Here is a 23,424-nt window from a genome sequence, read left to right as displayed (position 1 = left end):
ATCTTCGACAAGATCGAGGATTGCGCCGTCATCCAGCAATTGACGCAGGCGACGCCGACCGTTTCCCTGCACATTCCGTGGGACAAGGCCGATCCGAACCGGCTGAAGCAAGCGGCCTCGCGCTTTGGCCTCGGCTTCGACGCCATGAACTCCAACACCTTTTCCGACGCCAAGGACCAGAAGCTCTCCTACAAATTCGGCTCGCTGTCGCATGCCGACGCCGGCACGCGCCGGCAAGCGGTCGAGCACAATCTCGAATGCATCGAGATCGGCAAGACGCTCGGCTCCAAGGCGCTGACGGTGTGGATCGGCGACGGTTCGAACTTTCCCGGCCAGGTCAATTTCGCCAAGGCATTCGAGCGCTATCTCGACGCCATGAAAGAGGTCTACGCCGGACTGCCCGCCGACTGGAAGCTGTTCAGCGAGCACAAGATGTACGAGCCGGCCTTCTATTCCACCGTCGTGCAGGACTGGGGCACCAACTACATGATCGCGCAGGAGCTGGGCGACAAGGCGTTCTGTCTCGTCGACCTCGGCCACCATGCCCCAAACGTCAACATCGAGATGATCGTGTCGCGGCTGATCCAGTTCAAAAAACTCGGCGGCTTCCACTTCAACGATTCGAAATATGGCGACGACGATCTCGATGCCGGTTCGATCGATCCTTACCGGCTGTTTCTCGTCTTCAACGAACTGGTCGACGCCGAACTTTCCGGCGCCGAGGGGTTCGACCCGGCCCACATGCTCGACCAGAGCCACAACGTCACCGATCCGATCGAAAGCCTGATGCTATCGGCGGTCGAGGTGCAGCGCGCCTATGCGCAGGCGCTGCTGGTCGACCGCAAGGCGTTGGAAGATTTTCAGGATAGCAATGACGCGCTGATGGCGACGCAGACGCTGAAAGCGGCCTACCGCACCGATGTCGAGCCGATCCTCGCCATGGCGCGGCTGAAGACCGGCGGCGCCATCGACCCGGTCGCCGCCTATCGAGCGGCGGGTTACCGCGCCAAGGTTGCAGCGGAACGCCCTGCAGTCGCTGGCGGTTCGGGCGGCATTGTCTGAGGCCGAGCCGGCCCCCTCATCCGGCCGCTTTGCGGCCACCGCCCTCCGGGCGTTCGTTGTTCGAAAAGCCAAGCAGTTGGCTTTTCGCCCGCTGCGCGGACCACGCCTCACCCCCGCAGGGAGAAGAGACTGGCGTCAGCGCTGACACCTCCTCTCCCCTCGGGGAGAGGTCGGATTGCCCCGAATTGCCCTTCGCAATTCGGTTGGCAATCCGGGTGAGGGGGCTCTTTCTCGTGCTCCCTTAATTGTTAGTGGACTCGATCCGTCCAACACGGTCTTCTAGGCATCCCCCCGCCCGGAGAACCGCCATGCCTCTCAACCGTCGGACACTGATCGCCGCCAGTCTTTCCATCACCTTTGTCCTGGCGCCGTTGACGAGTGTCTTCGCCGCCTCGCCGGCGCCGGCCAAGGGCGAGCACGGCATGGTGGTGACGGCCCAGCATCTGGCGTCCGAAGTCGGCATCGAGGTGTTGAAGAAGGGCGGCAATGCTGTCGACGCGGCGGTTGCCGTCGGCTATGCGCTCGCCGTCGTCTACCCCAATGCCGGCAATATCGGCGGCGGCGGCTTCATGACCATCCGCTTCAAGGACGGCAAATCGACCTTTCTCGATTTCCGCGAGCGGGCGCCGCTGGCGGCGACAAAAACCATGTATCTCGACAAGGACGGCAACCCGGTGAAGGGCGCCAGCCTCGACGGCTATCTCGCCGTCGGCGTACCGGGCTCTGTGGCTGGCTTCGAGATGGCCCGTGAAAAATACGGCAAATTGTCCCGCCAGGATCTGATGGCGCCGGCAATCGGCTACGCCAAGGACGGGTTCATCCTCAACCAGGGCGACGCTGCCTCGTTTGCCGGCAGTGCCGACAGGCTGGCGAAGGACCCCGCGGCCGCCGCCATATTCCTGAAACCCGACGGCAAGCCCTATGGCATCGGCGAGCGGCTGGTCCAGCCCGACCTCGCCGCCTCGCTCGCCGCCATTTCCGAAAAGGGTACGGATGCCTTCTATAAAGGCGCCATCGCTGACGCCATCATCAAGGCGAGCGGCGCCAAGGGCGGCATTCTCGCCAAGCCGGATTTCGAGCAATATGCGGTGCGTGAGCTCAAGCCCGTGACCTGTACCTATCGCGGCTACGAGATCACCTCCTCGCCGCCGCCCAGCTCCGGCGGCATCATCATCTGCGAAATCCTCAACGTGCTGGAGGGCTACCCGCTGTCCTATCTCGGCGCAGGTTCCGCCGAGACGGTCCACGTCATGGTCGAGGCGATGCGCTACGCCTATGTCGACCGCAATTCAGCGCTTGGCGATCCTGATTTCGTCGATAACCCGGTCTCGAAACTGCTTGATAAGGCCTATGCCAAGGATATCCGCGACAAGATCGACCCGTTCCGGGCCGGCGTGTCGCAGGATTTGATGCCGAAGGGCTTTGGCGAGAGCAAGGAGACGACGCATTATTCGATCATCGACGATGCGGGCAATGCGGTCGCGGTCACCTACACGTTGAACGGTTCCTTTGGAGCCGGCGTCGTCGCCGACGGCACCGGCATCCTGCTCAACAACGAAATGGACGATTTCACCCAGAAACCCGGCGTGCCCAACCTCTATGGCCTGGTCCAGGGGGAGGCCAACGCCATCCAGCCGAAGAAGACGCCGCTGTCGTCGATGAGCCCGACCGTGGTCGCCAAGGACGGCAAGCCGTTCATGGTCATCGGCAGCCCCGGTGGTTCGCGCATCATCACCATCACGCTGGAAGCGATCGTCAATGTCATCGACCACGGCATGAACATCCAGGAGGCGATCGACGCGCCGCGCATCCACCATCAATGGCTGCCCGACAAGGTGTATGTCGAGCCGTTCGGCCTGTCGCCGGACACAGAAAAGCTGCTGGCCGGCATGGGATATCACCTCGATCTCGCCGACCAGACCTGGGGTCAGGCCGCCGGCATCCTGGTCGGCGGCAAGAGCCTGGCGGAAATCGAGAAAGGCGGCGGCGCGCGCTACAACGGCGCCATCGACAGCCGCGCGGCCTCTGGCGAGGCGCTCGGATACTGACAGCTCGGAGGAAAAGCTTGGAGCAGCGTGGCGATTCGGGTTGATCGCCCGCTGCTCAAGTGGATCGGCTCACACCGACTTGACCGTCACAAGACCAGCGTGAGGGTGGACGCAACCAGCATCAAGGCGGCAATGCCGACGAACAGCGCATAGATGCGCGGCCGGTCGAGCAGCAGCGCATTTCCGGAGATCCAGGCGGATGTGGCGCCGCCAAGCGCGAAGAGGAAGCCGTTGCGGTGCCCGAAGACCATCGATGCGGCCATCAGCCCGCCGATGATCAGCGCACCGAACACGATGATCACGGCAACGGCATATCTCTCGAAATCATTGCCGCTTCCCATGCTCGGGCCGATTGCGTTCAAGGTTGGCAGGTCGTCCGGATCGAAAGGGTTCGTCGACCCGTATTCGTCTTGACCGGCAGGCTCTCGCATCATTCGTTCTCCGTATAGCGGCAACAAATCATCAAGCCTTGCCGAGTGCAACCCGATCACGCTGCCTTGATGCGTTCGACCGGTCCTTGACGTCTTCAGGTGGCGGCTTGCTGCCGGCTTTTGGTTCTTGGCCGTCTTTGGTCTCTCAGGCAATCCAGGAAACGGCTGCCCAAAGGCGACCGTAGCTCCCTCTATCATGGAATGCATTCGTGGAGGAAAAATGATGCGGGGCGCGGATTGGGCTTCGCAAACCGTGATTCGGACGGTGACGTCGCACAGGGTTGTTGTACGGGCGAATCGCCTTGCGGCCAGTGGGCGTCTGCGCTTGGCATGCGGTTGCGTGAAAGTTGACTGGGCAGGCATCTTAAATGTTGACTAGTATACTCATGTTTCATAGTCACCGGGCAGTGGTCACTGGAGACCAACCCCCGAAAAGCAGGGCCGGCCGCATTGCAGAGAGACCAAGAGCCCCAGTCGAGAGCCGCGCCCGATCATTTGCGCAGCCGAATGACCCGGCGCCAGGCGCTCGGGCTTTTTTCGCTGCCGTTCGCCGGCATGAGGTCCTCCACGGCTGAAGCCCGTCCGTTGCGCATCGTCTGCCTGGATGACGGGTTGACCGAGACCTTGCTCATGCTCGGTGTCAGCCCGGTCGCCATTGCCGATCGGGAGGTCTGGGAGAAATGGGTGGTCGAGCCGCGGCTGCCGCCCGACGTCGCCGATCTCGGCACGCTGCTCGAGCCCAATCTCGAATTCCTGCAGCAGCTCAGGCCCGACATCATCCTGTCCATGCCGTATCTCGAGGGCATCAAGCCGCTGCTCGAACGCGTGGCTCCAGTGACGACGATCGGGCTCTATACCGAGGCCGGGCAACCCTATCGGCGCGCGCTCGAGGCGACGCGCCAGCTCGCCGGGCTTGTCGGCAAGGAAAGCGAAGGCGAGGCGCTGATCGCGGCGACAGACGCGTATCTTTTGGAGGTTCGCCAGCAACTGGCGCCGCTTTCGGCACGGCCGATCTATGTCGTCAGCTTCCTGGACCCCCGCAATGTGCGCGTCTACGGCGCAAAGAGCCTGTTTCAGGAGGTGTTCGACCGCATCGGGCTCAGCAACGCGTGGACGGCCGAGACCAACTATTGGGGGTTTTCGACCGTCGGCATCGACGGGCTGGCGACATCCAGCGATGCGCGCCTCGCCTATCTCGAACCCTTGCCTGAGGGCGCCGGCGGCACGCTGACCGAAAGTCCGGTCTGGAATGCCATGCCCTTCGTGCGCAACCGCTCGATCATGCGCCTTCCTGCCGTCCTGATGTTTGGCGCGCTTCCATCCGCGAGCCGTTTTGCTCGGGTCCTGGCATCGGCGATGACCGCGGAGGCCGCCCATGGCTGAGGATGCTGCCATTGCCCAAAGGGGGAAGCCTGCGTCGGCCGGCCGGGCCCCCGTGTGGAGCTTTTCCAGCAATCAGCCGGTAGGCGCGATCCTGCTTTGCGCGGTGCTGCTCGCGGCTGCGGCAGCGGCAACCGTCTCGAACCTCACCGTGCAACTGCCATCGGCGCTCTGGCTCCAATCGCTCGCCGCTCCCGACATCGCTGACATGCGGCAGGTGCTCGTCCACTATGCCTTCCTGCCCCGTCTTGCGATCAGCCTTTTGTGCGGTGCGGCGCTCGGGCTTGCCGGAACTGTCCTGCAGCAGGTTCTGCGCAACCCGCTCGCCTCGCCTGAAACCGTTGGCGTCTCGGCCGGCGCCTATCTGGCGCTGGCACTGGCGACGCTTCTGTCACCGTCCCTGCTTGCCTTCGGCCGCGAATGGGTGGCGCTGGCCGGCGCATTTATGGCCCTTGCCGCCGTCATCGCTCTGTCCTGGCACAAGGGCCTGTCGCCGCTTTCGGTGGTGCTGGCGGGGCTTGTGGTCAGCCTCTATGCCGGCGCCATCGGTGCCGCTCTCATCGTGCTGCGGCATGAATGGCTGGCCAGCCTGTTCATCTGGGGCGCCGGTTCGCTCGGCCAGCAGGATTGGTCGACGACGCTGTGGCTTTTGCCCCGCATCGGCACTGCTGCGCTTGCGATCTTCTTCATGGTGCGGCCCCTGACCCTGCTTGGCCTCGACGATGAAGGCGCGCGCAGCCTTGGCGTGCCGCTCGGCGCCTATCGCTTCGCCGGACTGGCGGCCGCCGTCGCGCTGATCGCGTTTGTCGTTGCCGCTGTCGGCGTCATCGGCTTCGTCGGCCTGGCCGCGGCGACGCTCGCGCGCATCGGCGGTGGCCGGCGGCTTGGCCAACAACTGGTGATGGCGCCGCTGATCGGCGGCGCGTTGCTGTGGGCCGCCGATCAAGGCGTGCAGATCGCCACCGGGCCGCATGGCGACCTGCTGCCGACCGGAGCGATCACAGCACTTCTCGGTGCGCCGCTGCTGCTCTGGCTGCTGCCGCGCCTTGCGCTTGGCTCGGAAGCCCCGACCTTGATGGCCGTGCGCCTGCCGCGCGCAAGCCGGCCCGGCCTTGTTCTCATGGCACTCGGCCTGGCTCTGCTTCTGCTGCTCGGGCTGGCCCTGCTCCATGAACCGGGTCCGCATGGCTGGACCTTCGCCTTCGGCGACGAGCTGCAGCCTTTGCTGTCGTGGCGGTGGCCTCGCGTGCTTGCCGCGCTGAGTGCCGGGGCGATGCTGGCGCTTGCCGGGCTGATGATGCAGCGGCTGACCGGCAATCCGATGGCCAGCCCCGAAGTGCTGGGCATCAGTGCCGGTGCCGCCCTTGGCATGATGGTGGCGCTGTTTGCGCTCGTCGATGCCGGGCGCCCGGTTCAGACGGCGGCGGCAACGATCGGGGCCTTCGCCGCTTTGCTGGTGACGCTGGCGATCGGCCGTCGTGCCGCCTATGCGCCGGAGCGGCTGCTGCTTGCCGGCGTTGCCCTGACGGCCTTGTTCGACGCGCTGATCCTGGTGCTCACCGCGACCGGCGATCCTCGCGCCATGCTGCTGCTCAACTGGCTGACCGGTTCGACCTATGGCGTCGATGTCGGTGACGCCCTGCTGACCGGTGGTATCGCGGTCTGCCTCTTCGCGCTCGCGCCTTTCTTCATGCGCTGGCTCGACATCCTGCCGCTCGGCTCCGCCGCCGTTCAGGGCCTTGGCATCAACCTGAAGAGGGCGCGGCTTCTCGTGCTGCTGGCCGTCGCGGCACTCACCGCGGCTTCGACGCTGATCGTCGGTCCGCTGACCTTCATCGGCCTTATGGCGCCGCATCTTGCTCGTCGCCTTGGCCTTTCCCGTGCGCTGCCGCAGGCCATTGGCGCGGTGCTCGCCGGCGCGCTGATCATGGTCGCCGCCGACTGGGTGGGCCGGATCGCCATCTTCCCGCGCCAGATCCCGGCCGGTCTCGTCGCCACGTTGATCGGCGGCCCGGTGCTGATGTGGCTGCTGCGCCGCCGCTGACCGTTTTGCCTGGAGATATCCATGTCCAAGATATCCATGTCCAACGCGACGCCAGCCCTGATCGCCAACACGGCGGTCCACGATCTTGTTCCGGCGCAGGGCGGCGCGCCCTGGCGGATATTCCTGCATGTGCCGTCCGGGCCGGTGCCCGAGGCCGGCTGGCCGGTCCTCTACATGACCGACGGCAACGCCGTCATCGGCACGGCGGTCGACGCCATGCGCGCGCAGGCCTTCTATCCCACGGGCACCAATGTCGGCTGGGGCGTCATCGTCGCCATCGGCTATCCCGTCGACGGCGCCTATGATCCGCTGCGCCGCTCATGGGATCTCGGCCCGCCGCCAGGCAAGACCTACCCGCCCTTCCACGAAGGCACGTCCGAAGTCCGGACCGGTGGGGCAGGGAAATTCCTTGCTTTCATCGAGGATGAGCTGAAGCCGTGGGTCGCCAGCCGGGTCACGGTCGATGCCAGCCGCCAGGCGCTTTACGGCCATTCTTTCGGTGGCCTGTTTGCGCTCTACGCCCTGTTCACGCGGCCTTCTTCCTTTCAGACCTGGATCGCGGCGAGCCCCGCCATCTATTGGGAAGAGCGTGCCATCGACCGCTTTCTCGAAGCCTTCGAGGCCGCCATTCCCGATGGTTTGGCGGCGACCATGATCCTGTCGGCCGGCGAGTACGAGACCGAGAAGCTGGCGCCGTTCCAGATTGGCGCCGAGGACGAGGAAAAGCGCCTGAAGCAGAAAAAGGTGACACGCACCGACGCATTCGCGCGGGCAATGGCGCAGCGTCTTGATGCTCTCCCGGGCGTGCGCGCCAGTTTCGAACTGCATGCCGGCGAGAACCACATGTCGATCCTGCCGGTCACCGTCAATCGCGCGGTGCAGGCGGCGTTTGCGGTGAGGAGGGACACCGCCCTTTGCTGAACGCCGCAGCAAGACGGTCGGCGCTGTCATTCCTGTGAAGGGGAGGCGCTCAATCGGCGGTAGGAGACGCCGCCGAAGTTTGCCGTCACAAAATCCGTGACGGACATCTTGCGCTTGCCTCCGTCGCTGCAGGCGTAAACCGGCCAACCGGCATCGCTGCATTCGCTGGCAGCGCAGATGCGCGCCAGGCAGTTGCCGATAGTCAGCCGGAAGCCGCCCTTGCCGGCGAAGCCTTGCAACAGGCTGCCGTCCGCCGAGCGCCATGTCCGCGCACGGAATTCCGCCCGCAAAAGCAGTGGTTCGAGAGGGACCGCAAGGTTGTTTTCGCCGGCACGCCCTGCGAGCTGCAGACGGAAGCGCGCCATTGCGGTCGCGTATGCAGTCACAAGATCGGCTTGGCGAAAATAGGCGGTTGCCAGGCTTGGGCGGTCAAGCAGATGAGACGTCCACTCGCCTGCCCCTACCGGCCTCACCAAGGCAACAAAGGCAAGAAAGGCGAAGCAAGCTCGTGACATTTCCAGCAGCCATATCTGTCTCGGCGTGCCGGTTTGCCCCCCGGTTGCCCTCCCATAACATCCCGCCAATCGGCGCCCGGCGCAAGCCGCTTGCTAAGGCAGTTCAGAAGGCCGCCGAGCAAGGGATCCTGGAGCCGAAGACGGTGACCCGCATCGACGAACCTGTGCGGGCGATCGCGAGAGGGTGGCGGTGTTTGCGGCAAGGGATCTTGACCAGCCCAGGGTTTCCTAGCCGATGCGAGCCGGCGGCAGCTCGAACAAAGTGGCGCCGTTCTCCCGGCCGCGCTCGACATAGCCGATGACGCCGAACCATCTTGCGACATCCGGCCCCTGGAGCCAACTGCGCGAATGGATGGCGAGGTTGCCGGCGAGCGCCTGGATATGCCTGATATGCCGCTTGCAGAAACGGACGGTCGTGGCCCGGAAGAAGTCCTCCCGTGCGGCGAACAGCGTGTCGGCGGCGTCGCTGTTCTCATGCCAGGCGATGATCGCCACGGCCTTGTCACCCTCGACAAGCGCGTGCGCGCGGCCCTCCTTCAAATTCATCATAAGGTTGTCGTAGGCGATCTTGCTGTCCTTGCCGGCAGCGACGTATTCGTCCGACATTCGCTTGGACAGACCGCGAAAGACATCCTCCAGATCCCCAAGCGTTGCTGCGCGTGCTCTCATTTCACCTCCTGCAGCCCCAACGGGCAGTTTGCCCCAGGGTTGAGGGGTGGCCAAGCAAATTAAATCCGCCGGCGGGCCAATGTGCGCAAAGTGATTCCACTTGGCGATGCAGGCGGCGACGCGACGGGGGGTGCCCAGAACGGACCAGGAGGGGATGGTGCCCAGAGGCGGATTCGAACCACCGACACGCGGATTTTCAGTCCGCTGCTCTACCAACTGAGCTATCTGGGCCTGTTCCGGCAAACGAAAACTCGCAGGCCGGAATTCATCGAGGCGCCGTGGGGCGCCCCTTGAAAGCGCGTGGGTTATAGCACGGGAATTCGGCCTGTCCAGCGCCTAGGTGGCGATTTCAGGCAGGAAAAGCGATGCCGTGCGGCGCCCGGGTTTCCATGCCGCTTGCGGGCCGGAATCGCGCACGGCATGGCACTATCTGGCCTTCTTCACCCTGGTCGGCGTCGTTATTGCAGGCTGAAACGCCGTGACATGTCTTTTAGCCGGCGGTCGAGGCGCAGCAATGCTCGCGGCACTGGGCGCCCGCAAGTCGCCATCGCCTATCTGGCGCCGGTCACGCCGCGCCGAAAATCGGAAGGCGACATGCCGGCGAGCTTGCGGAACGACTTGTTGAAGGCGCTGAGCGAGCCGAAACCCGAATCCATGGCGACACGCAGCACATTGGCGTCCTGATGCATCAAAAGCGCCTGCGCATAGCTCAGCCGCAACAGGTTCACATACTCATTGAGCGTCATGCCGGTGGATTTCTTGAACAGGCTCATGGCGTATTTGGGATGGATGTCGGCGGCCGCGGCGATGTTCACGCAATCGATGTCATAGAGGAAGTTTTCGGCGATGAAATCGCACATGCGTCCGACATTCCGCGACGATTGCTGGTCAAAGGGGCTGCCTGTTTCTTGGTCGGTCGGAGTTGCGGATACCAGCCGATAGGGCTCGAACCGCACTCGCTCCAGCCGCAGCAGCAATTCGTTGACGGCATGTTCGGCCTTGGCCTGGTCGCCGGACCGGGCGTAGCGGTTCCAGCGCTCGAAATTATGGTTGTCGGACTGGTCGGTGGCCGATGTCACCAGTGTTGCGCCCGTCATCAGCCGGTGCCTTATGTCCGTGGGCAGGTGCAGCCGGAAGAAATGCACCAGCGGCAGATGCGCTCCGGCATAGATGGCGTCGTCGGACAAATCGTCCATCTGGTGCGGCAGGCCACCCCAGAACAGGCACATCTCGCCGGCCGAAAGCGAAATCTCGTGGTCGTTCATGCGGTAATGCACGCTGCCGCGCACGATGAAATTAACCTCGACCTGGGCGTGCCAATGCGGCTTGAGCATCACCAACGGATTGGTGTGAAACATCTGCAGGAGCAGCGGCAGGCCTTCCACGCTGCTGGCCCCAGGCTGGTAGAACGGCCGTTCAGGCATCTTACTTTCCGCCAATTTCATATTCCCTTTGACGGCGACAGGCCTTGCCCGGTGCATAGTCTAGCCACGCTCACAGTGAGAGAGCAAATGAAATGGGAGGATTTCAATGCGCATCACAATGACCTGCGCCGCGCTCGCGCTTGCCCTGGGCTCAGCCCCGGCCTTCGCGCAATCCGGCGAAATCACCATCTGGAGCTGGAATGTCGCGGCTTCATCGCTGAAAGCGACCATTGCCGGCTTCAACAAGCAATTTCCCGACGTCAAGGTCACGGTCCAGGATCTCGGCAACCAGCCGACTTACGACAAGTCGATCGCCGGCTGCGCCGCCGGCGGCGTCGGGCTGCCTGATGTCGTCACCATCGAGAACGGCGAGGCCGAGAATTACTGGAGCCAGTTCCCCGACTGCTTCGTCGACCTGCATACGCTCGGTTACACAGCCGACGACCAGAAAAAATTCCCCGATTTCAAGCGCACCGAGTTGGAAGTGGGCGACAAGGCCTACGCGATGCCGTGGGATTCCGGCCCGGTGGCCGCCTTTTATCGCCGCGACTTCTACGAAAAGGCCGGCGTCGATCCGGCTTCGATCAAGACCTGGGACGATTTCATCGCCGCCGGCAAGAAAATCCAGGCCGCCAATCCTGGCGTCTCGATGACCAATGCCGATTTCAATGGCGACTCGGAATTCTTCCGCATGATCTCCAACGAACAGGGCTGCGCCTATTTCTCCGAGGACGGACAATCGATCACGGTCAACCAGCCCAAATGCATCGATGCCATGACCAAGGTCAAGGAGATGAAGGACGCCGGCATCATCTCGTCGGCCGACTGGGGCACCAAGATCACCAACAACACCGCCGGCACCGTCGCCACCCAGATCTATGGCGGCTGGTATGAGGGCACCATTCGCACCGAATCTGCCGGCGAAAACGGCAAATGGGGCGTCTATCTGATGCCGAGCCTCACCGCCGACGGGCCGCGCGCCGCCAATCTCGGCGGGTCCTCGCTGGCCATCACCTCGGCTTCCAAGAACAAGGAGGCTGCCTACGCCTATCTGAAATACACGCTCGGAACCAATGAAGGCCAGATCACGATGCTGAAGGAGTTCGGCCTGGTACCGTCCCTGGTCTCGGCACTCGACGATCCCTATGTCGCACAAGGCCTGTCTTACTGGGGCGGCCAGGCGGTATGGAAGGACATTCTCGGCACCTTGCCGAAGGTTGTTCCGAGCCGCGGCACGCAGTTCCAGAGCGACGCCGAAATCATCGTCCGCGCCGTGCAGACCAAGTATCTGGCCGGCGGCTATCCTGACGCCAAGGCGGCGCTCGACGATGCCGCAAGCCAGATCGCGGCGGCGACCGGACTGCCCGTCAAATCTTGATCACCGCTTCTCCTTCTCCCCTTGTGGGAGAAGGTGGATCGGCGCGATAGCGCCGAGACGGATGACGGGTGCTCCAGCGGAGTGAGACGTTTGCGTTCTCTGGAACACCCCCTCATCCGTCGCCTTCGGCGACACCTTCTCCCACAAGGGGAGAAGGGAAGACCCAGGCGACGGCGTGAAACAACAAGCGGTAGAAGGAGGAGCAAGATGCGCAATCGTAACGCCACGGCCTATCGCTTCCTCACGCCCTATCTGCTGATCTTCGCGATCTTCTGGGTGTGGCCGATCATCAGCTCCTTCATGATCTCCTTCCAGGCAACGCGCACCGTGCCGTGGCGGTTCGCGCCGAGCTTCAACTGGGGCCGGTTGATCGGCGATCCGGCCTTCTTCAACGCCCTGAAGAACACGCTGCTCATCCTGGTCATCCAGGTGCCGGTGATGATCTCGCTGGCGCTCGTCATGGCGGTGCTTTTGAACTCGCCGCTCTTGAAGGCGCGTGGCCTCTACCGCTTCGCCTTCTTCGCCCCGGTCGTGGTCGGCGAGGTTGCCTATTCGGCGGTGTTCCGGCTGATGTTCAACCTCGATTTCGGCATCATCAACAAGCTCCTGAACAGCGTCGGCCTGCCCAAGATCGACTGGTTCTCCAACGTCACGCCGGCGATGGCGCTGATCATGATCGCGGTGACCTGGCGCTGGGCCGGTTACAACGCCATCATCCTGCTCGCCGGCATGCAGTCCATTCCCGAAGACGTCTACGAGGCGGCGACGCTCGACCGCGTCAGCAAGCTCAAGCAGTTCTTCTACATCACCCTGCCGCTGCTGAAGCCGGTCATCGTGTTCTGTCTCGTGCTGTCGATCATCGGCACCATGCAGCTGTTCACCGAGCCCTTCCTGATCACCGAGCGCGGCGGGCCGGGCGGCGGCACGGAGACGCTTGGCCTGCTGCTTTACCGCCAGGGCTTTCGGTCGCTCAACTTCGGCTACGCCTCGGCCGTCGCCTACACCATGGCCGGGCTGGCGATCGCCATCACGCTGGCGCAGCTGTGGCTGACGAGGGAACCGAAATGAGTTCGCGCTCCTCCGCCAGGCTGGGACGCAGCATCGCTCTGCATCTGTTCCTGACGCCGCTGGCGCTGATCTGGCTGTTTCCGCTGTGGATGATGGTGGTGTTCTCGACCATGCCCGACAACGGCATCTTCAGCCCCGGCATCGAGCTTTTGCCGCACGGCAATTTCATCGACAATTTCAACAATCTGCAGCGTGACACGAACTTCGTCGGCGCCATCGGCATTTCGGTCTCGGTGGCGGTGACCTACACCATCCTGTCGGTGCTGCTGACGTCGATGGCCGGCTGGGCGCTGGCCCGATACCAGTTCTTCGGCAAGGGCGCGGTCGTCGCCATCATACTGGGCACCATAACGCTGCCCTATGCGGTCGTGCTGATCCCGCAGTTCATCATGGTGGCGCGCGACTTCAAGCTCGCCAACACCTGGGTGGCGCTGATCGTTCCGCCGCTGTTCAATTCGCTCGGCGTGCTGTTCATGCGGCAGAGTTTTTCGATGATGCCGGACGACCTCTTCGATGCGGCGCGCGTCGAGGGCGTGAAGGAGTGGCGCATCTTCCTCTTTGTCGCGCTGCCTTTGGCGCGGCCGATGCTGGCCGCACTCGCCATCATCCTGTTCCTCGCCTCCTGGAACAATTATCTGTGGCCGCTTTTGATCAACAGCCAGCCTGGTTCGATGACGGCGCCGGTGGCGCTCGGCACGCTGATCGGCCTCACCAAGGTGTCATGGGGCGGCATCATGGCGGGCGCTGTAATGCTGACGGTGCCGATGCTGGTCGTCTTCGTGCTGCTGCAGCGCCATTTCATCGCCGGCATTGCCGCCGGCGCGGTCAAGTAAGGGGCAGCATGGCAACGGTCACGCTCACCAATGTCGTCAAGCGCTTCGGCGTCTTCGAGGTCGTCCATGGCGCCAGCATGGACATCAAGGACGGCGAGTTCGTCGTCTTCGTCGGCCCCTCCGGCTGCGGAAAATCGACGCTGCTCAGGATGATCGCCGGGCTCGAGGACATCAGCGGCGGCGAAATCGCCATCGGCGGCAAGGTGGTCAATGATGTCGAGGCGGCCGACCGCGGCATCGCCATGGTGTTCCAGTCCTACGCGCTGTATCCGCATATGAGCGTCGAACAGAACCTCTCTTTCGGCCTGCGCATGACCGGCAATCCAAAAGCCGACACCGAACGGCGGGTGAAGCGGGCGTCCGAGATCCTGCGCATCAGCGAATTGATGGACAGGCGCCCGAAAAAACTCTCAGGCGGCCAGCGCCAGCGCGTCGCCATCGGCCGCGCCATCGTACGCGAACCGCAGGTGTTTCTGTTCGATGAGCCGCTCTCCAATCTCGACGCCGAATTGCGCGTCCAGATGCGCGTCGAGATCTCCCGGCTCCATAAGGAACTGGGCACGACAATGATCTATGTCACCCACGACCAGACCGAGGCGATGACGCTCGCCGACAGGATCGTCGTGATGCGCGCCGGCCATATCGAGCAGATCGGCCGGCCACTCGATCTCTACGACAACCCCGACAATCAGTTCGTCGCCGGCTTTGTCGGCTCGCCGAAGATGAATTTCATCAAAGGCCGGGTTGTCGGGCACGATGCACCTGGCGTCGTGGTCGAACTGGCGGGCCAGGAGAAGACCCGCATCACGCTACCGCTGACTGGCACTGCGCCCGAAATAGGCAGCCCAAAAATCGGCAGCAAGGTCATTGTCGGTGTGCGGCCCGAACATTTCGGCAATGCCGGAGAAGGCGACGCCGACCTTGTGGTTGCCATCGACGTGATCGAGCACCTGGGCGGCACAAGTTTCCTCTATGCCAGAACGGCCAACGGTGACGACGTGGTGATCCAGCGCGACGCGGCAAAGGTCCCCGACACGTCCGAGATCACCGTTTCCATCCGCAAATCCTACCTGTTCGACGAAAAAGGACTGCGGCTGCGCTGACCGCCAGCCCTTTCCAGCCTTCAAGGAGAATGACAATGACCGCAACCACGCCCATTCGCTGGGGCATTCTCGGCCCGGGCAGCATCGCCCAGTCCTTTGCCGGTGGCGTGGCCGCTTCGGACACCGGCAAGCTGGTCGCCATCGGCGCACGCAATCCCGCCAAGCCGGGGCTTGCCGAGCGTTTTCCCGGTGCCCGTATCCTCGACGGCTACGACGCGCTGCTCGCCGACCCCGACATCGACGCCGTCTACATTTCGATACCGCATCCAGGCCATGCGCAATGGGCGATCAAGGCGGCCGAGGCCGGAAAGCATGTGCTGTGCGAAAAGCCGCTGGCGCTGACCGCCTTCGAGGCCGACGCCATGATGCATGCTGCGCGCAAGGCCGGCACATTCCTCGGCGAAGCCTTCATGTACCGGTTGCACCCGCAGACCAAGAAGCTGGTGGAGCTGATCAGGTCCGGCGTCATCGGCGAGATCAGGATGATCAAGTCGAGCTTCGGTTTCGCCATGCCGGGCTTCATGCCGCAGCACCGGCTCTATGCCAACGATCTCGCCGGCGGCGGTATTCTCGATGTCGGCGGCTATCCCGTCTCGATGGTCCGGCTGATTGCCGGTGCGGCCGTCGGAAAGCCCTTCAGCGAGCCAGACAAGGTGGTCGGCACCGCCCATCTGGGCCAGTCCGGCGTCGACGAATGGGCCTCCGCGCTGCTGCATTTCCCCGGCGGCATTGTCGCCGAAGTCTCCTGCAGCATCTCGCTCAACCAGGACAATGTGCTGCGCATCCTGGGCACAAGGGGCCGCATCGAAGTGCCGGACTTCTGGTTCGCCGGCGGCAACCGCGATGTCGGTCTCGGCCGGATAGACGTCATCGCCTCCGATGGTACGCGCCAGACCATCAGCGTCGACGAGAAGCGCCATGTCTATTCCTTCGAGGTCGACGCAGCCGGCGAGGCGATCCGCGCCGGCGGCCAAGAATTCGCCTGGCCGGGCATGGCGTGGGCGGAAAGCCTCGGCACCTTGCGTGTGCTGGACAAATGGCGGACGGCAGCCGGCCTCGAATACGGGATCGAGAAGGCCGAGCAGCGCACCAACACCATCTCCGGCCGGCCGCTACGGTCCGGCGGCACGGCGGTCGCCAAGCGCACCATTCCTGGCCTGTCGAAACCGGCATCGGTGGTGGCGCTCGGCTTCGAGGATTTCCGTACGTTTTCCTCAGGTTCGATCCTGCTCGATGCCTTTTTCGAGGCCGGCGGCAATCTCTTCGATACCGGCTATGTCTATGGCGGCGGCTATACCGAGAAGCTGCTTGGCGAATGGTTGAAAAACCGTGGCGTGCGCGCGCAATCGGTGGTCATCGCCAAGGGCGCGCACTCGCCGCTGTGCTATCCTGATGTGATCGGCAAGCAGCTCGACCAGACGCTCGAACGCCTGCAGACCGATCATGTCGATGTCTACTTCATGCACCGCGACAATCCGGATGTGCCGGTCGGCGAATTCGTCGATGCGATGGATCGCGAGGTCAAGGCCGGCCGCATCCGCGGCCCGTTCGGCGGTTCGAACTGGACGATGGAACGCATGGATGAGGCAATTGCCTACGCCGAACGCACCGGCAAGCAAAAGCCCGGTGCGCTGTCCAACAATTTCTCGCTGGCCGAAATGCTGGAGCCGATCTGGGCTGGCTGCGTCACGTCCTCCACGGATGCGTGGAAGGCCTGGCTGACATCCAGGAAGATGCCGAATTTCGCCTGGTCGAGCCAAGGGCGCGGCTTCTTCACCGATCGGGCGGGTCGCGACAAGCAAGACAATGAGGAGCTGGTGCGGGTCTGGTACTCCGAGCGGAATTTCGGCCGCCGCGACCGGGCGATCGAACTTGCCGCGAGACTGGGCAAGAGCCCGATCCATATTGCGCTGGCCTATGTGCTCGCTCAGCCCTTCCCCTCCATCCCGCTGATCGGGCCACGCACGCTGGATGAACTGGACGACAGCCTGCGCGCTCTCGACATCACGCTTTCGCAAGCCGATCTCGAATGGCTGGACGGCGGCAGCCTGCGCGCTGCCTAGTTGGCTGCCTGTTTAACCGTGGCGGCGTCAGGTCTCGTCATCGAACGCCCTGACGCCGCGCCTGGCCGGAGTCCGCAAATTCGCGTACATGCCTGTGGTGCGGAATTGGCTCGGTGTGATGCCGTAGCAGCGGCGGAAGACCTTTGAAAAATAGTTCGCTTCCTCGAAGCCGCACAGGATGGCGACCTCCTTCACCGGCAAAAAATCCGCTTTGGTCAGCAGCTTCGCCGCGCGTTGCAGGCGCTGCTGCAGCACGAACTCGGCCGGAGGCAGGCCTTCGCTCTCGGCGAAACAGCGTGAGAAATGGGCTCGGCTGAGGCCGCTGATCTGGACCAGGTCCGCCACCGGCAGCGGCTTGTCGAGATTGGCGTTGATGTGATCGATGACCGGCTGCATGGCGCTTAGTTTTTCGGCGAAGGCATGGGAACCGAAGACATCGTCATAGAGCGCCATCGCAGCCTCGTAGGCTATCGCGGAAGCAGCACCCGGCGAAGCGGCGCCTTTGATCAGGCGCAGGCTGCAATCGGCAAGATGATCGATTGTCGCCGGCTGCAGCCGAAATACAGGACCCGAGACGCTGAGGATCGACTTGTGGATGCGCAGCGCTTCCTCGCCGTTCATCGAAATCCAGAAATATTCCCAGCGCTCATCTCCAGCCAGCCAGTAACGGTGGTTGTGCGGCACCAGCACCAGCAATGTGTCGTTCTTCTGCAAGCGGTAGTTGCGGTTTTCGTAGCGCAGCCGGCCAGTCCCGCTGATCGTGTGCTGGAGCACGGTGAACGGTGTCTGACCGCGCTTGCGGCCGTCCCAGTCGTAGATTTCGTCCTCGCGCACTTCGTAGCCCGTGCTCGTCGGCATGGCGTGCAGGCGCTGGCGGCCGCGCGGCAGCGAGATCGTGCGCATGGACTGTCCGTGTTCTATCAAATCATGCAGCACAAAATTACCCCTGAAAGCATAATCCTTCTCTGGTCGCGCTCGCGAATAAGCGCATAATCCCCATCGAAAAGCGAGAGAGATCCGCAGTCAAGGAGCGGACAGGGAGGTTGGCGAGCCGGATTCCGGCTTGTCCTGCATACATGTCGCGGCATGTGGCTAGAGCCTCCCATTGTCATTCCTTGCCTGCAATTCGAAATGGAATGAGGTGCGGCTGATGAGTTTCAAAATCGCTATCATCGGTGCCGGCAGCGTCGGCTTCACCAAGAAATTGTTCACCGACATCCTGTGCGTGCCCGAATTCAAGGACATCGAATTCGCGCTGACCGACGTCAGCGAGCACAATCTTCAGATGATCAAGGCGATCCTCGACAGGATCGTCCAGGCAAACAGGTTGCCGACCACGGTGACGGCGACCACCGACCGCCGCAAGGCGCTCGAAGGCGCTCGCTACGTCATCAGCTGCGTGCGGGTCGGCGGCCTCGAAGCCTACGCCGACGATATCCGCATTCCCTTGAAATACGGCATCGACCAGTGCGTCGGCGATACGATCTGTGCCGGCGGCATTCTCTATGGCCAGCGCAACATTCCGGTGATCCTGGATTTCTGCAAGGACATACGCGAGGTCGCCGAGACGAACGTCAAATTCCTGAACTACGCCAACCCGATGGCGATGAACACCTGGGCGGCGATCGAATACGGCAAGGTCGACACTGTCGGGCTCTGTCACGGCGTCCAGCACGGCGCCGAGCAGATCGCCGAGGTGCTTGGCGCGAAGTCCACGCAGGAGCTCGACTATGTCTGTTCCGGCATCAACCACCAGACCTGGTTCATCGATCTGCGCCTCAACGGCCGCCCCATTGGCAAGGATGAACTGGTGGCCGCTTTCGAGGCGCATCCGGTCTATTCCAGGCAGGAGAAGCTGCGCATCGACGTCCTGAAGCGCTTCGGCGTCTATTCGACCGAAAGCAACGGTCATCTTTCCGAATATCTGCCCTGGTACCGCAAACGTCCCGACGAGATCACGCGCTGGATCGATATGTCCGACTGGATTCACGGCGAGACCGGCGGCTATCTCCGCTACTCCACCGAAACCCGCAACTGGTTCGAGACGGAATATCCGCAGTTCCTCGAAGCGGCGTCCAAGCCGATCGACCGCGAGAAACGCTCCAACGAGCATGCCAGCCACATATTGGAGGCGCTGGAGACCAACCGCGTCTATCGCGGCCACTTCAACGTCAAGAACAATGGGGTGATCACCAACCTGCCGCACGATGCCATCATCGAGTCGCCGGGCTTCGTCGACCGTTTCGGCATCAACATGGCCGCCGGCATCACGTTGCCGGAGGCTTGCGCCGCCACCTGCATCGCTTCGATCAACGTCCAGCGCATGTCGGTGCATGCCGCGATATCGGGCGACATCGATCTTCTGAAGCTCGCCGTGCTGCATGACCCGTTGGTCGGCGCGGTTTCGACGCCGGAGGAGGTCTGGCAGATGGTCGACGAAATGGTCGTCGCCCAGGCAGCCTGGCTGCCGCAATACGCCCATGCGGTTCCGGCCGCCAGGGAGCGGCTGTCGACATCCAAGGTGAAGACCCGCGAGTGGGCGGGCGCCGCACGGCGCAGCATTCGCTCGATCGAGGAATTGCGCGCCGAAAAAGCCGCGCTGAAGCAAGCCGGCTGAAACGGGCCGGCTGAAACGGGCCGGCTGGAAATTCATGCGGTGATGGTGGATCCATGGGAGGCGGATCCACTGCCACGAAGCCGTTTGAATTCGAGGAGAGGCGGAGCGGGTGCAAACGCTCCGGACCAACAAGAGGGAGAGAGAGACAGTGAGGAATTTACGCAATATCGGCCTTGCTGCCGGACTGGCGCTGAGCGTCTCGGTCTCGGCACTCAGTGCATACGCTTCCGAGCCGACGGTTCCGCCGGCGCCGACACCGTTTCCCGCCGAAGGCAAGATCAATTATGTCGCGCGCGACTCCATTCTGGAGTTCAAGGCGCTTCCCGAATATCACGAGCCCGACTGGGTCACCGAGAAATACGTCAAGACCGGCAAGCTTCCGCCGGTGAGAGACAGGCTGCCGAAGGAGCCGCTGGTCTTCAAGACGGGCAATATGCAAGACGGCATCGGCGTCTATGGCGATACGATGCGCCACGTCATCGGAGGGCGGCCGGAAGGCTGGAACTACGGCGCCGGTCAGACGCAAGGCTGGGGCGGCATCGACATCGGCCTCTCCGAATGCCTGACGCGCACCGCCCCGCTGTTCCAGGTCGAGGCCAAGGACACCGAGCCGCTGCCGAACCTGGCCAGGAGCTGGGATTGGTCGAGCGATGGCCACAAGCTGACCATGCACCTCATCGAAGGCGCGAAGTGGTCGGACGGCGTGCCGTTCAATGCCGACGACGTCATGTTCTACTGGGACGACGAGGTCGTCGATCCCAACGTCTCGCCGCTGAACGGCGCCACGCCGGAAACCTTCGGCGTCGGCACGACGTTGAAGAAGATCGACGACTACACCGTCGAATGGACCTTCAAGGACGCCTTCCCGAAGCAGTACCTGTATGCCATGGCCTACGGCACCTTCTGTCCTGGTCCCGCGCACATCCTGAAGCCGCAGCATCCGAAATATTCGAAGAACACCTATGACCAGTTCAAAAATGCCTTCCCGCCGGAATTCATGAACATGCCGGTGATGGGCGGCTGGGTCCCGGTCGAATACCGGCCGGACGACATCATCGTCATGCGCCGAAATCCCTATTACTGGAAGGTCGACGAAAAGGGCAATCAACTGCCCTATCTCAACGAACTGCACTACAAGCTGTCGACCTGGGCCGATCGCGACGTCCAGGCGGTGGCCGGCGCGGCTGATTTTTCCAATCTGGAGCAGCCGGAAAACTTCGTCGCCTCGCTGAAGCGTGCGGCGGAGGCGAACGCGCCTGCCCGTCTTGCTTTCGGCCCGCGGCTCATCGGCTACAATCTGCGCTTTAATTTTTCCGCCAATGGCTGGGGCAATCCGGACGAACGCGGCCAGGCGATCCGCGAGCTGAACCGCAACGAGGATTTCCGCAAGGCCGTCACCATGGCGCTCGACCGCAAGGCGCTCGGCGACTCGCTGGTCAAGGGGCCGTTCACCGCCATCTATCCCGGCGGCTTGTCGTCAGGAACCAGCTTCTACGACCGCAATTCGACGGTCTACTACCCCTTCGACCTCGATGGCGCCAAGGCTGAACTCGCCAAGGCCGGCCTCAAGGATACGGACGGCGACGGCTTCGTGAATTTCCCTTCCGGCACCGCCGGCGGCAAGAATGTCGAGATCGTGATGCTGGTCAACAACGACTACACGACCGACAAAAGCCTTGCCGAAGGCGTCGTCGCCCAGATGGAAAAGCTCGGGCTGCGGGTCGTGCTCAACGGCCTCAACGGCACCCAGCGGGACGCTTCGCAATACTCCGGCCGCTTCGATTGGCTGGTCCGGCGCAACGAACAGGAACTGACCTCGGTGGTGCAGAACACCGTGCAGCTTGCCCCTGTCGGCCCGCGCACCAGCTGGGACCATCGTGCGCCGGAAAATGGCGAGGTCGATGTGATGCCGTTCGAAAAGGACCTCGTCGACATCGTCAACAAGTTCGTCTCCACGCAGGACAATGACCAGCGCGCCAGCTTGATGAAACAATTCCAGAAGATCTCGACGGAGCACGTCTACAATGTCGGCCTGACGGAATATCCCGGCGCGCTGATCGTCAATAAGCGATTCTCGAACATTCCGCAGGGCACGCCGATCTTCATGTTCAACTGGGCCGAGGATTCGATCATCCGCGAACGGGTATTTGTCGCCGCAGACAAGCAGGCGAAATATGAATTGTTCCCCGATGAGCTGCCCGGCAAACCCGGAGAGAAGGGGCTGATGAATTAGGTTTACCTCCCTGACTGAGAGACCTCCGGCCGCGCCGCTGGCGCGGCCGGACAAACCAACCTCCGGACGCAACCAAGGGCGCGATCGGCGAGACAAGGAAATGAACCGTCCATGCTGCGATTCCTGCTCACGCGCATAGCGTCGGCAATCCCGGTCCTCGCCATCTTGAGCCTGGCCACCTTTGCCATCATCCAGGCGCCGCCGGGTGACTATGCCGACTACATCCGCTCGCAGGCGATCAACCAGGGTGGAGCTTCCTTTGCCGAGGCCGACGCGCAGGCAAAGGCCTATCGCATCGAGCATGGCCTCGATAAGCCGCTGCCCGTGCAGTATCTCAACTGGATCGTCGGCATCGTCACCCGCGGCGATTTCGGCTACAGCCTGTACTACAACAAACCGGTCGCCGATGTGGTCGGAGAGCGCCTGCCGCGCACGCTCCTTCTGGCGCTGGTCTGCCATCTGCTGGCCTCGGTGCTGGGCATCACATTCGGCATATGGGCGGCGACAAGGCAATACACCTGGATCGACTCGACACTGTCGGCCATCTCCTTCCTCGGCATGACGGTGCCGCGCTTCCTGATGGCGCTGATCATCGTCTATCTCCTGGTCTTCCAGTTCAACGTGTCTGAGATCGGCTCATTCTTCTCGCCGCAATATGGTGGTGCGCCGTGGTCGTGGGCCAAATTCGTCGACCTCGACAAACATGTCTGGCCGGTGGTGGCGATCGCCACTTTCGGCGGCCTCGCCTACAATATGCGCGTCATGCGCGGCAATCTGCTCGATACGCTGAACGCGCAATATGTCGAGACGGCAAGGGCCAAGGGGCTGACGGGTGCTGCCGTCGTCATGCGCCACGCCGTGCCCAACGCGCTGCATCCGCTCATCATGTATCAGGGCGTGGTGCTGCCCTATATGCTGACCGGCGAGATCGAGACGGCGATCATCTTCGCACTGCCGACCGTCGGCCCGGCGATCGTCGGCTCCATGGCTGTCGGCGACGTCTATGTCACCGCCACCTTCATGATGGTCCTGTCGGCGACGCTCATCGTCGGCAACATCATCGCCGACATGCTGCTCGTGCTGCTCGATCCGCGCGTGCGCCAGTTCGGGGAGCGTTGAGATGCTGGCGCGCGATCCATCCCCTCCACCGCTGCCTGCCGAAGGGCCCATCGTCGCCGAACCGGCGCATGGCAACGAAAGCTACATGGCGCTTGTCTGGCGCCGGCTGAAGCGCTCCTGGACCGGCATGGCCGGGCTCTGGCTCGTCGTGCTGCTGCTGGTGATGGCCGTATTCGCCGAATTCATCGCGCCAATGGACCCGAAGGTCACGGATGTCGGCTTCGCTCCGCCGCAGGTGCCAAGCTTCCATGACAGAGACGGCGGTTTCACCGCACGGCCGAGGGTCTATGCGCTGGCCGATTCGGCGGACCTCGATCCGGTCACTTTCCAGCCCGTCGTCGGCCCCGACTATGATCATCCTAGGCTGCTCGGTTTCTTCGTGCATGGCGCGCCCTACAAGCTGTTTGGGCTGCTGCCGGCGGACCGGCATCTGTTCGGCTCGCTGGACGGCCAGCCGGTGCATTTCCTAGGCACCGACAAGTTCGGCCGTGACGTGCTGTCGCGCGCCATCCACGG

18 protein-coding genes, 1 tRNA gene and 1 pseudogene are annotated in these 23,424 nt (G+C 63.1%); 14 read left to right on the top strand and 6 right to left on the bottom strand.

Going from position 1 to position 23,424, the window contains the following annotated elements:
* Together rhaI and ggt are read left to right on the top strand one after the other, a co-directional pair.
* Positions 1-1,062: L-rhamnose catabolism isomerase (gene rhaI, locus EN879_RS02440; RefSeq protein ID WP_127273935.1), on the top strand; the 1,062-nt coding region annotated here is incomplete at its 5' end.
* Between the two features lie 308 nt (positions 1,063-1,370).
* A complete protein-coding gene (gene ggt, locus EN879_RS02435; protein WP_063170036.1) occupies positions 1,371-3,110 on the top strand; it encodes a gamma-glutamyltransferase in 1,740 nt (579 codons plus the stop codon).
* Between the two features lie 86 nt (positions 3,111-3,196).
* Here ggt and EN879_RS02430 read toward each other — a convergent pair whose 3' ends face one another.
* Complete coding sequence (locus tag EN879_RS02430) at positions 3,197-3,544, bottom strand: hypothetical protein (protein WP_032808338.1); 348 nt, start codon at positions 3,542-3,544, stop codon at positions 3,197-3,199.
* A 504-nt stretch (positions 3,545-4,048) separates the two neighbouring features.
* Here EN879_RS02430 and EN879_RS02425 point away from each other — a divergent pair.
* The 3 genes from EN879_RS02425 to EN879_RS02415 are packed head-to-tail and all read left to right on the top strand — an operon-like array spanning position 4,049 to position 7,886.
* Entirely contained in the window at positions 4,049-4,924 is an 876-nt protein-coding gene (locus EN879_RS02425) for an ABC transporter substrate-binding protein (protein ID WP_024503125.1), read from the top strand.
* Positions 4,917-6,965 (top strand): Fe(3+)-hydroxamate ABC transporter permease FhuB, encoded by a 2,049-nt coding sequence (gene fhuB, locus EN879_RS02420; protein WP_127273934.1) that lies wholly within the window; start codon positions 4,917-4,919, stop codon positions 6,963-6,965. Before EN879_RS02425 ends, fhuB begins: the two co-directional genes overlap by 8 nt.
* A gap of 21 nt (positions 6,966-6,986) precedes the next feature.
* Positions 6,987-7,886, top strand: a complete 900-nt coding sequence (locus EN879_RS02415) for an alpha/beta hydrolase-fold protein (protein WP_063170037.1) — start codon at positions 6,987-6,989, stop codon at positions 7,884-7,886.
* A gap of 26 nt (positions 7,887-7,912) precedes the next feature.
* Here the strand turns inward: EN879_RS02415 and EN879_RS02410 are convergent, their stop codons facing one another.
* The 4 genes from EN879_RS02410 to EN879_RS02395 all read right to left on the bottom strand — a co-directional run bounded on the left by EN879_RS02410 (position 7,913) and on the right by EN879_RS02395 (position 10,515).
* On the bottom strand, positions 7,913-8,251 hold the full coding sequence (locus EN879_RS02410; protein WP_013533590.1) for a hypothetical protein: 339 nt from the start codon (positions 8,249-8,251) through the stop codon (positions 7,913-7,915).
* A 378-nt stretch (positions 8,252-8,629) separates the two neighbouring features.
* Positions 8,630-9,070, bottom strand: coding sequence for a hypothetical protein (locus EN879_RS02405; protein WP_013533589.1), 441 nt, complete (start codon positions 9,068-9,070; stop codon positions 8,630-8,632).
* Between the two features lie 155 nt (positions 9,071-9,225).
* Positions 9,226-9,301: transfer RNA gene (locus tag EN879_RS02400), tRNA-Phe, on the bottom strand.
* Positions 9,302-9,621: 320 nt separating this feature from the next.
* Complete coding sequence (locus EN879_RS02395; protein ID WP_024504770.1) at positions 9,622-10,515, bottom strand: helix-turn-helix domain-containing protein; 894 nt, start codon at positions 10,513-10,515, stop codon at positions 9,622-9,624.
* Between the two features lie 85 nt (positions 10,516-10,600).
* Between EN879_RS02395 and EN879_RS02390 the strand changes: the two genes are divergently transcribed.
* From EN879_RS02390 to EN879_RS02370, 5 genes are all read left to right on the top strand, one after another.
* Positions 10,601-11,872 (top strand): extracellular solute-binding protein, encoded by a 1,272-nt coding sequence (locus tag EN879_RS02390; protein ID WP_063170038.1) that lies wholly within the window; start codon positions 10,601-10,603, stop codon positions 11,870-11,872.
* 207 nt (positions 11,873-12,079) lie between these two features.
* Positions 12,080-12,940, top strand: a complete 861-nt coding sequence (locus EN879_RS02385) for a sugar ABC transporter permease (protein ID WP_013530184.1) — start codon at positions 12,080-12,082, stop codon at positions 12,938-12,940.
* Complete coding sequence (locus EN879_RS02380; protein ID WP_013530185.1) at positions 12,937-13,773, top strand: carbohydrate ABC transporter permease; 837 nt, start codon at positions 12,937-12,939, stop codon at positions 13,771-13,773. Before EN879_RS02385 ends, EN879_RS02380 begins: the two co-directional genes overlap by 4 nt.
* A gap of 8 nt (positions 13,774-13,781) precedes the next feature.
* Positions 13,782-14,876 carry a sn-glycerol-3-phosphate ABC transporter ATP-binding protein UgpC gene (gene ugpC / locus EN879_RS02375; protein ID WP_024504772.1) on the top strand — a complete coding sequence of 365 codons (1,095 nt, stop codon included), beginning with the start codon at positions 13,782-13,784 and terminating at the stop codon, positions 14,874-14,876.
* A 35-nt stretch (positions 14,877-14,911) separates the two neighbouring features.
* Complete coding sequence (locus tag EN879_RS02370; RefSeq protein WP_063170039.1) at positions 14,912-16,939, top strand: aldo/keto reductase; 2,028 nt, start codon at positions 14,912-14,914, stop codon at positions 16,937-16,939.
* Between the two features lie 27 nt (positions 16,940-16,966).
* Here EN879_RS02370 and EN879_RS02365 read toward each other — a convergent pair whose 3' ends face one another.
* On the bottom strand, positions 16,967-17,842 hold the full coding sequence (locus tag EN879_RS02365) for an AraC family transcriptional regulator (RefSeq protein ID WP_082826649.1): 876 nt from the start codon (positions 17,840-17,842) through the stop codon (positions 16,967-16,969).
* 247 nt (positions 17,843-18,089) lie between these two features.
* Here EN879_RS02365 and EN879_RS02360 point away from each other — a divergent pair, with 247 nt between their 5' ends.
* The 4 genes and pseudogenes from EN879_RS02360 to EN879_RS02345 all read left to right on the top strand — a co-directional run.
* A complete protein-coding gene (locus EN879_RS02360; RefSeq protein WP_063170465.1) occupies positions 18,090-19,556 on the top strand; it encodes an alpha-glucosidase/alpha-galactosidase in 1,467 nt (488 codons plus the stop codon).
* Positions 19,557-19,704: 148 nt separating this feature from the next.
* A complete protein-coding gene (locus tag EN879_RS02355) occupies positions 19,705-21,789 on the top strand; it encodes an ABC transporter substrate-binding protein (RefSeq protein WP_063170040.1) in 2,085 nt (694 codons plus the stop codon).
* A gap of 111 nt (positions 21,790-21,900) precedes the next feature.
* The gene (locus EN879_RS02350) at positions 21,901-22,908 is read left to right on the top strand and encodes an ABC transporter permease (RefSeq protein WP_063170041.1); all 1,008 of its coding nucleotides are present in this window, start codon (positions 21,901-21,903) and stop codon (positions 22,906-22,908) included.
* Position 22,909: 1 nt separating this feature from the next.
* Positions 22,910-23,424, top strand: a pseudogene (locus tag EN879_RS02345) (ABC transporter permease); the annotation flags it as partial.

Source organism: Mesorhizobium sp. M7A.F.Ca.AU.002.02.1.1 (assembly GCF_003998535.1).
Classification (GTDB): Bacteria; Pseudomonadota; Alphaproteobacteria; order Rhizobiales; family Rhizobiaceae; genus Mesorhizobium; species Mesorhizobium ciceri.
The sequence above is the reverse complement of the archived record's forward strand: the minus strand, read 5'-3'. Positions and strand labels throughout refer to the sequence as shown.

What these genes read in the sequence shown, in the direction of transcription:
- EN879_RS02390 (WP_063170038.1), top strand. Translation starts at nt 10,601, where the DNA reads ATGCGCATCACAATGACCTGCGCCGCGCTCGCGCTTGCCCTGGGCTCA.
- EN879_RS02395 (WP_024504770.1), bottom strand. Translation starts at nt 10,515, where the DNA reads ATGAAATTGGCGGAAAGTAAGATGCCTGAACGGCCGTTCTACCAGCCT.
- EN879_RS02360 (WP_063170465.1), top strand. Translation starts at nt 18,090, where the DNA reads ATGAGTTTCAAAATCGCTATCATCGGTGCCGGCAGCGTCGGCTTCACC.
- ugpC (WP_024504772.1), top strand. Translation starts at nt 13,782, where the DNA reads ATGGCAACGGTCACGCTCACCAATGTCGTCAAGCGCTTCGGCGTCTTC.
- EN879_RS02405 (WP_013533589.1), bottom strand. Translation starts at nt 9,070, where the DNA reads ATGAGAGCACGCGCAGCAACGCTTGGGGATCTGGAGGATGTCTTTCGC.
- EN879_RS02425 (WP_024503125.1), top strand. Translation starts at nt 4,049, where the DNA reads ATGACCCGGCGCCAGGCGCTCGGGCTTTTTTCGCTGCCGTTCGCCGGC.
- fhuB (WP_127273934.1), top strand. Translation starts at nt 4,917, where the DNA reads ATGGCTGAGGATGCTGCCATTGCCCAAAGGGGGAAGCCTGCGTCGGCC.
- EN879_RS02415 (WP_063170037.1), top strand. Translation starts at nt 6,987, where the DNA reads ATGTCCAAGATATCCATGTCCAACGCGACGCCAGCCCTGATCGCCAAC.
- EN879_RS02410 (WP_013533590.1), bottom strand. Translation starts at nt 8,251, where the DNA reads ATGGCGCGCTTCCGTCTGCAGCTCGCAGGGCGTGCCGGCGAAAACAAC.
- EN879_RS02380 (WP_013530185.1), top strand. Translation starts at nt 12,937, where the DNA reads ATGAGTTCGCGCTCCTCCGCCAGGCTGGGACGCAGCATCGCTCTGCAT.
- EN879_RS02350 (WP_063170041.1), top strand. Translation starts at nt 21,901, where the DNA reads ATGCTGCGATTCCTGCTCACGCGCATAGCGTCGGCAATCCCGGTCCTC.
- EN879_RS02430 (WP_032808338.1), bottom strand. Translation starts at nt 3,544, where the DNA reads ATGATGCGAGAGCCTGCCGGTCAAGACGAATACGGGTCGACGAACCCT.
- ggt (WP_063170036.1), top strand. Translation starts at nt 1,371, where the DNA reads ATGCCTCTCAACCGTCGGACACTGATCGCCGCCAGTCTTTCCATCACC.
- EN879_RS02385 (WP_013530184.1), top strand. Translation starts at nt 12,080, where the DNA reads ATGCGCAATCGTAACGCCACGGCCTATCGCTTCCTCACGCCCTATCTG.
- EN879_RS02370 (WP_063170039.1), top strand. Translation starts at nt 14,912, where the DNA reads ATGACCGCAACCACGCCCATTCGCTGGGGCATTCTCGGCCCGGGCAGC.
- EN879_RS02365 (WP_082826649.1), bottom strand. Translation starts at nt 17,842, where the DNA reads ATGCGCACGATCTCGCTGCCGCGCGGCCGCCAGCGCCTGCACGCCATG.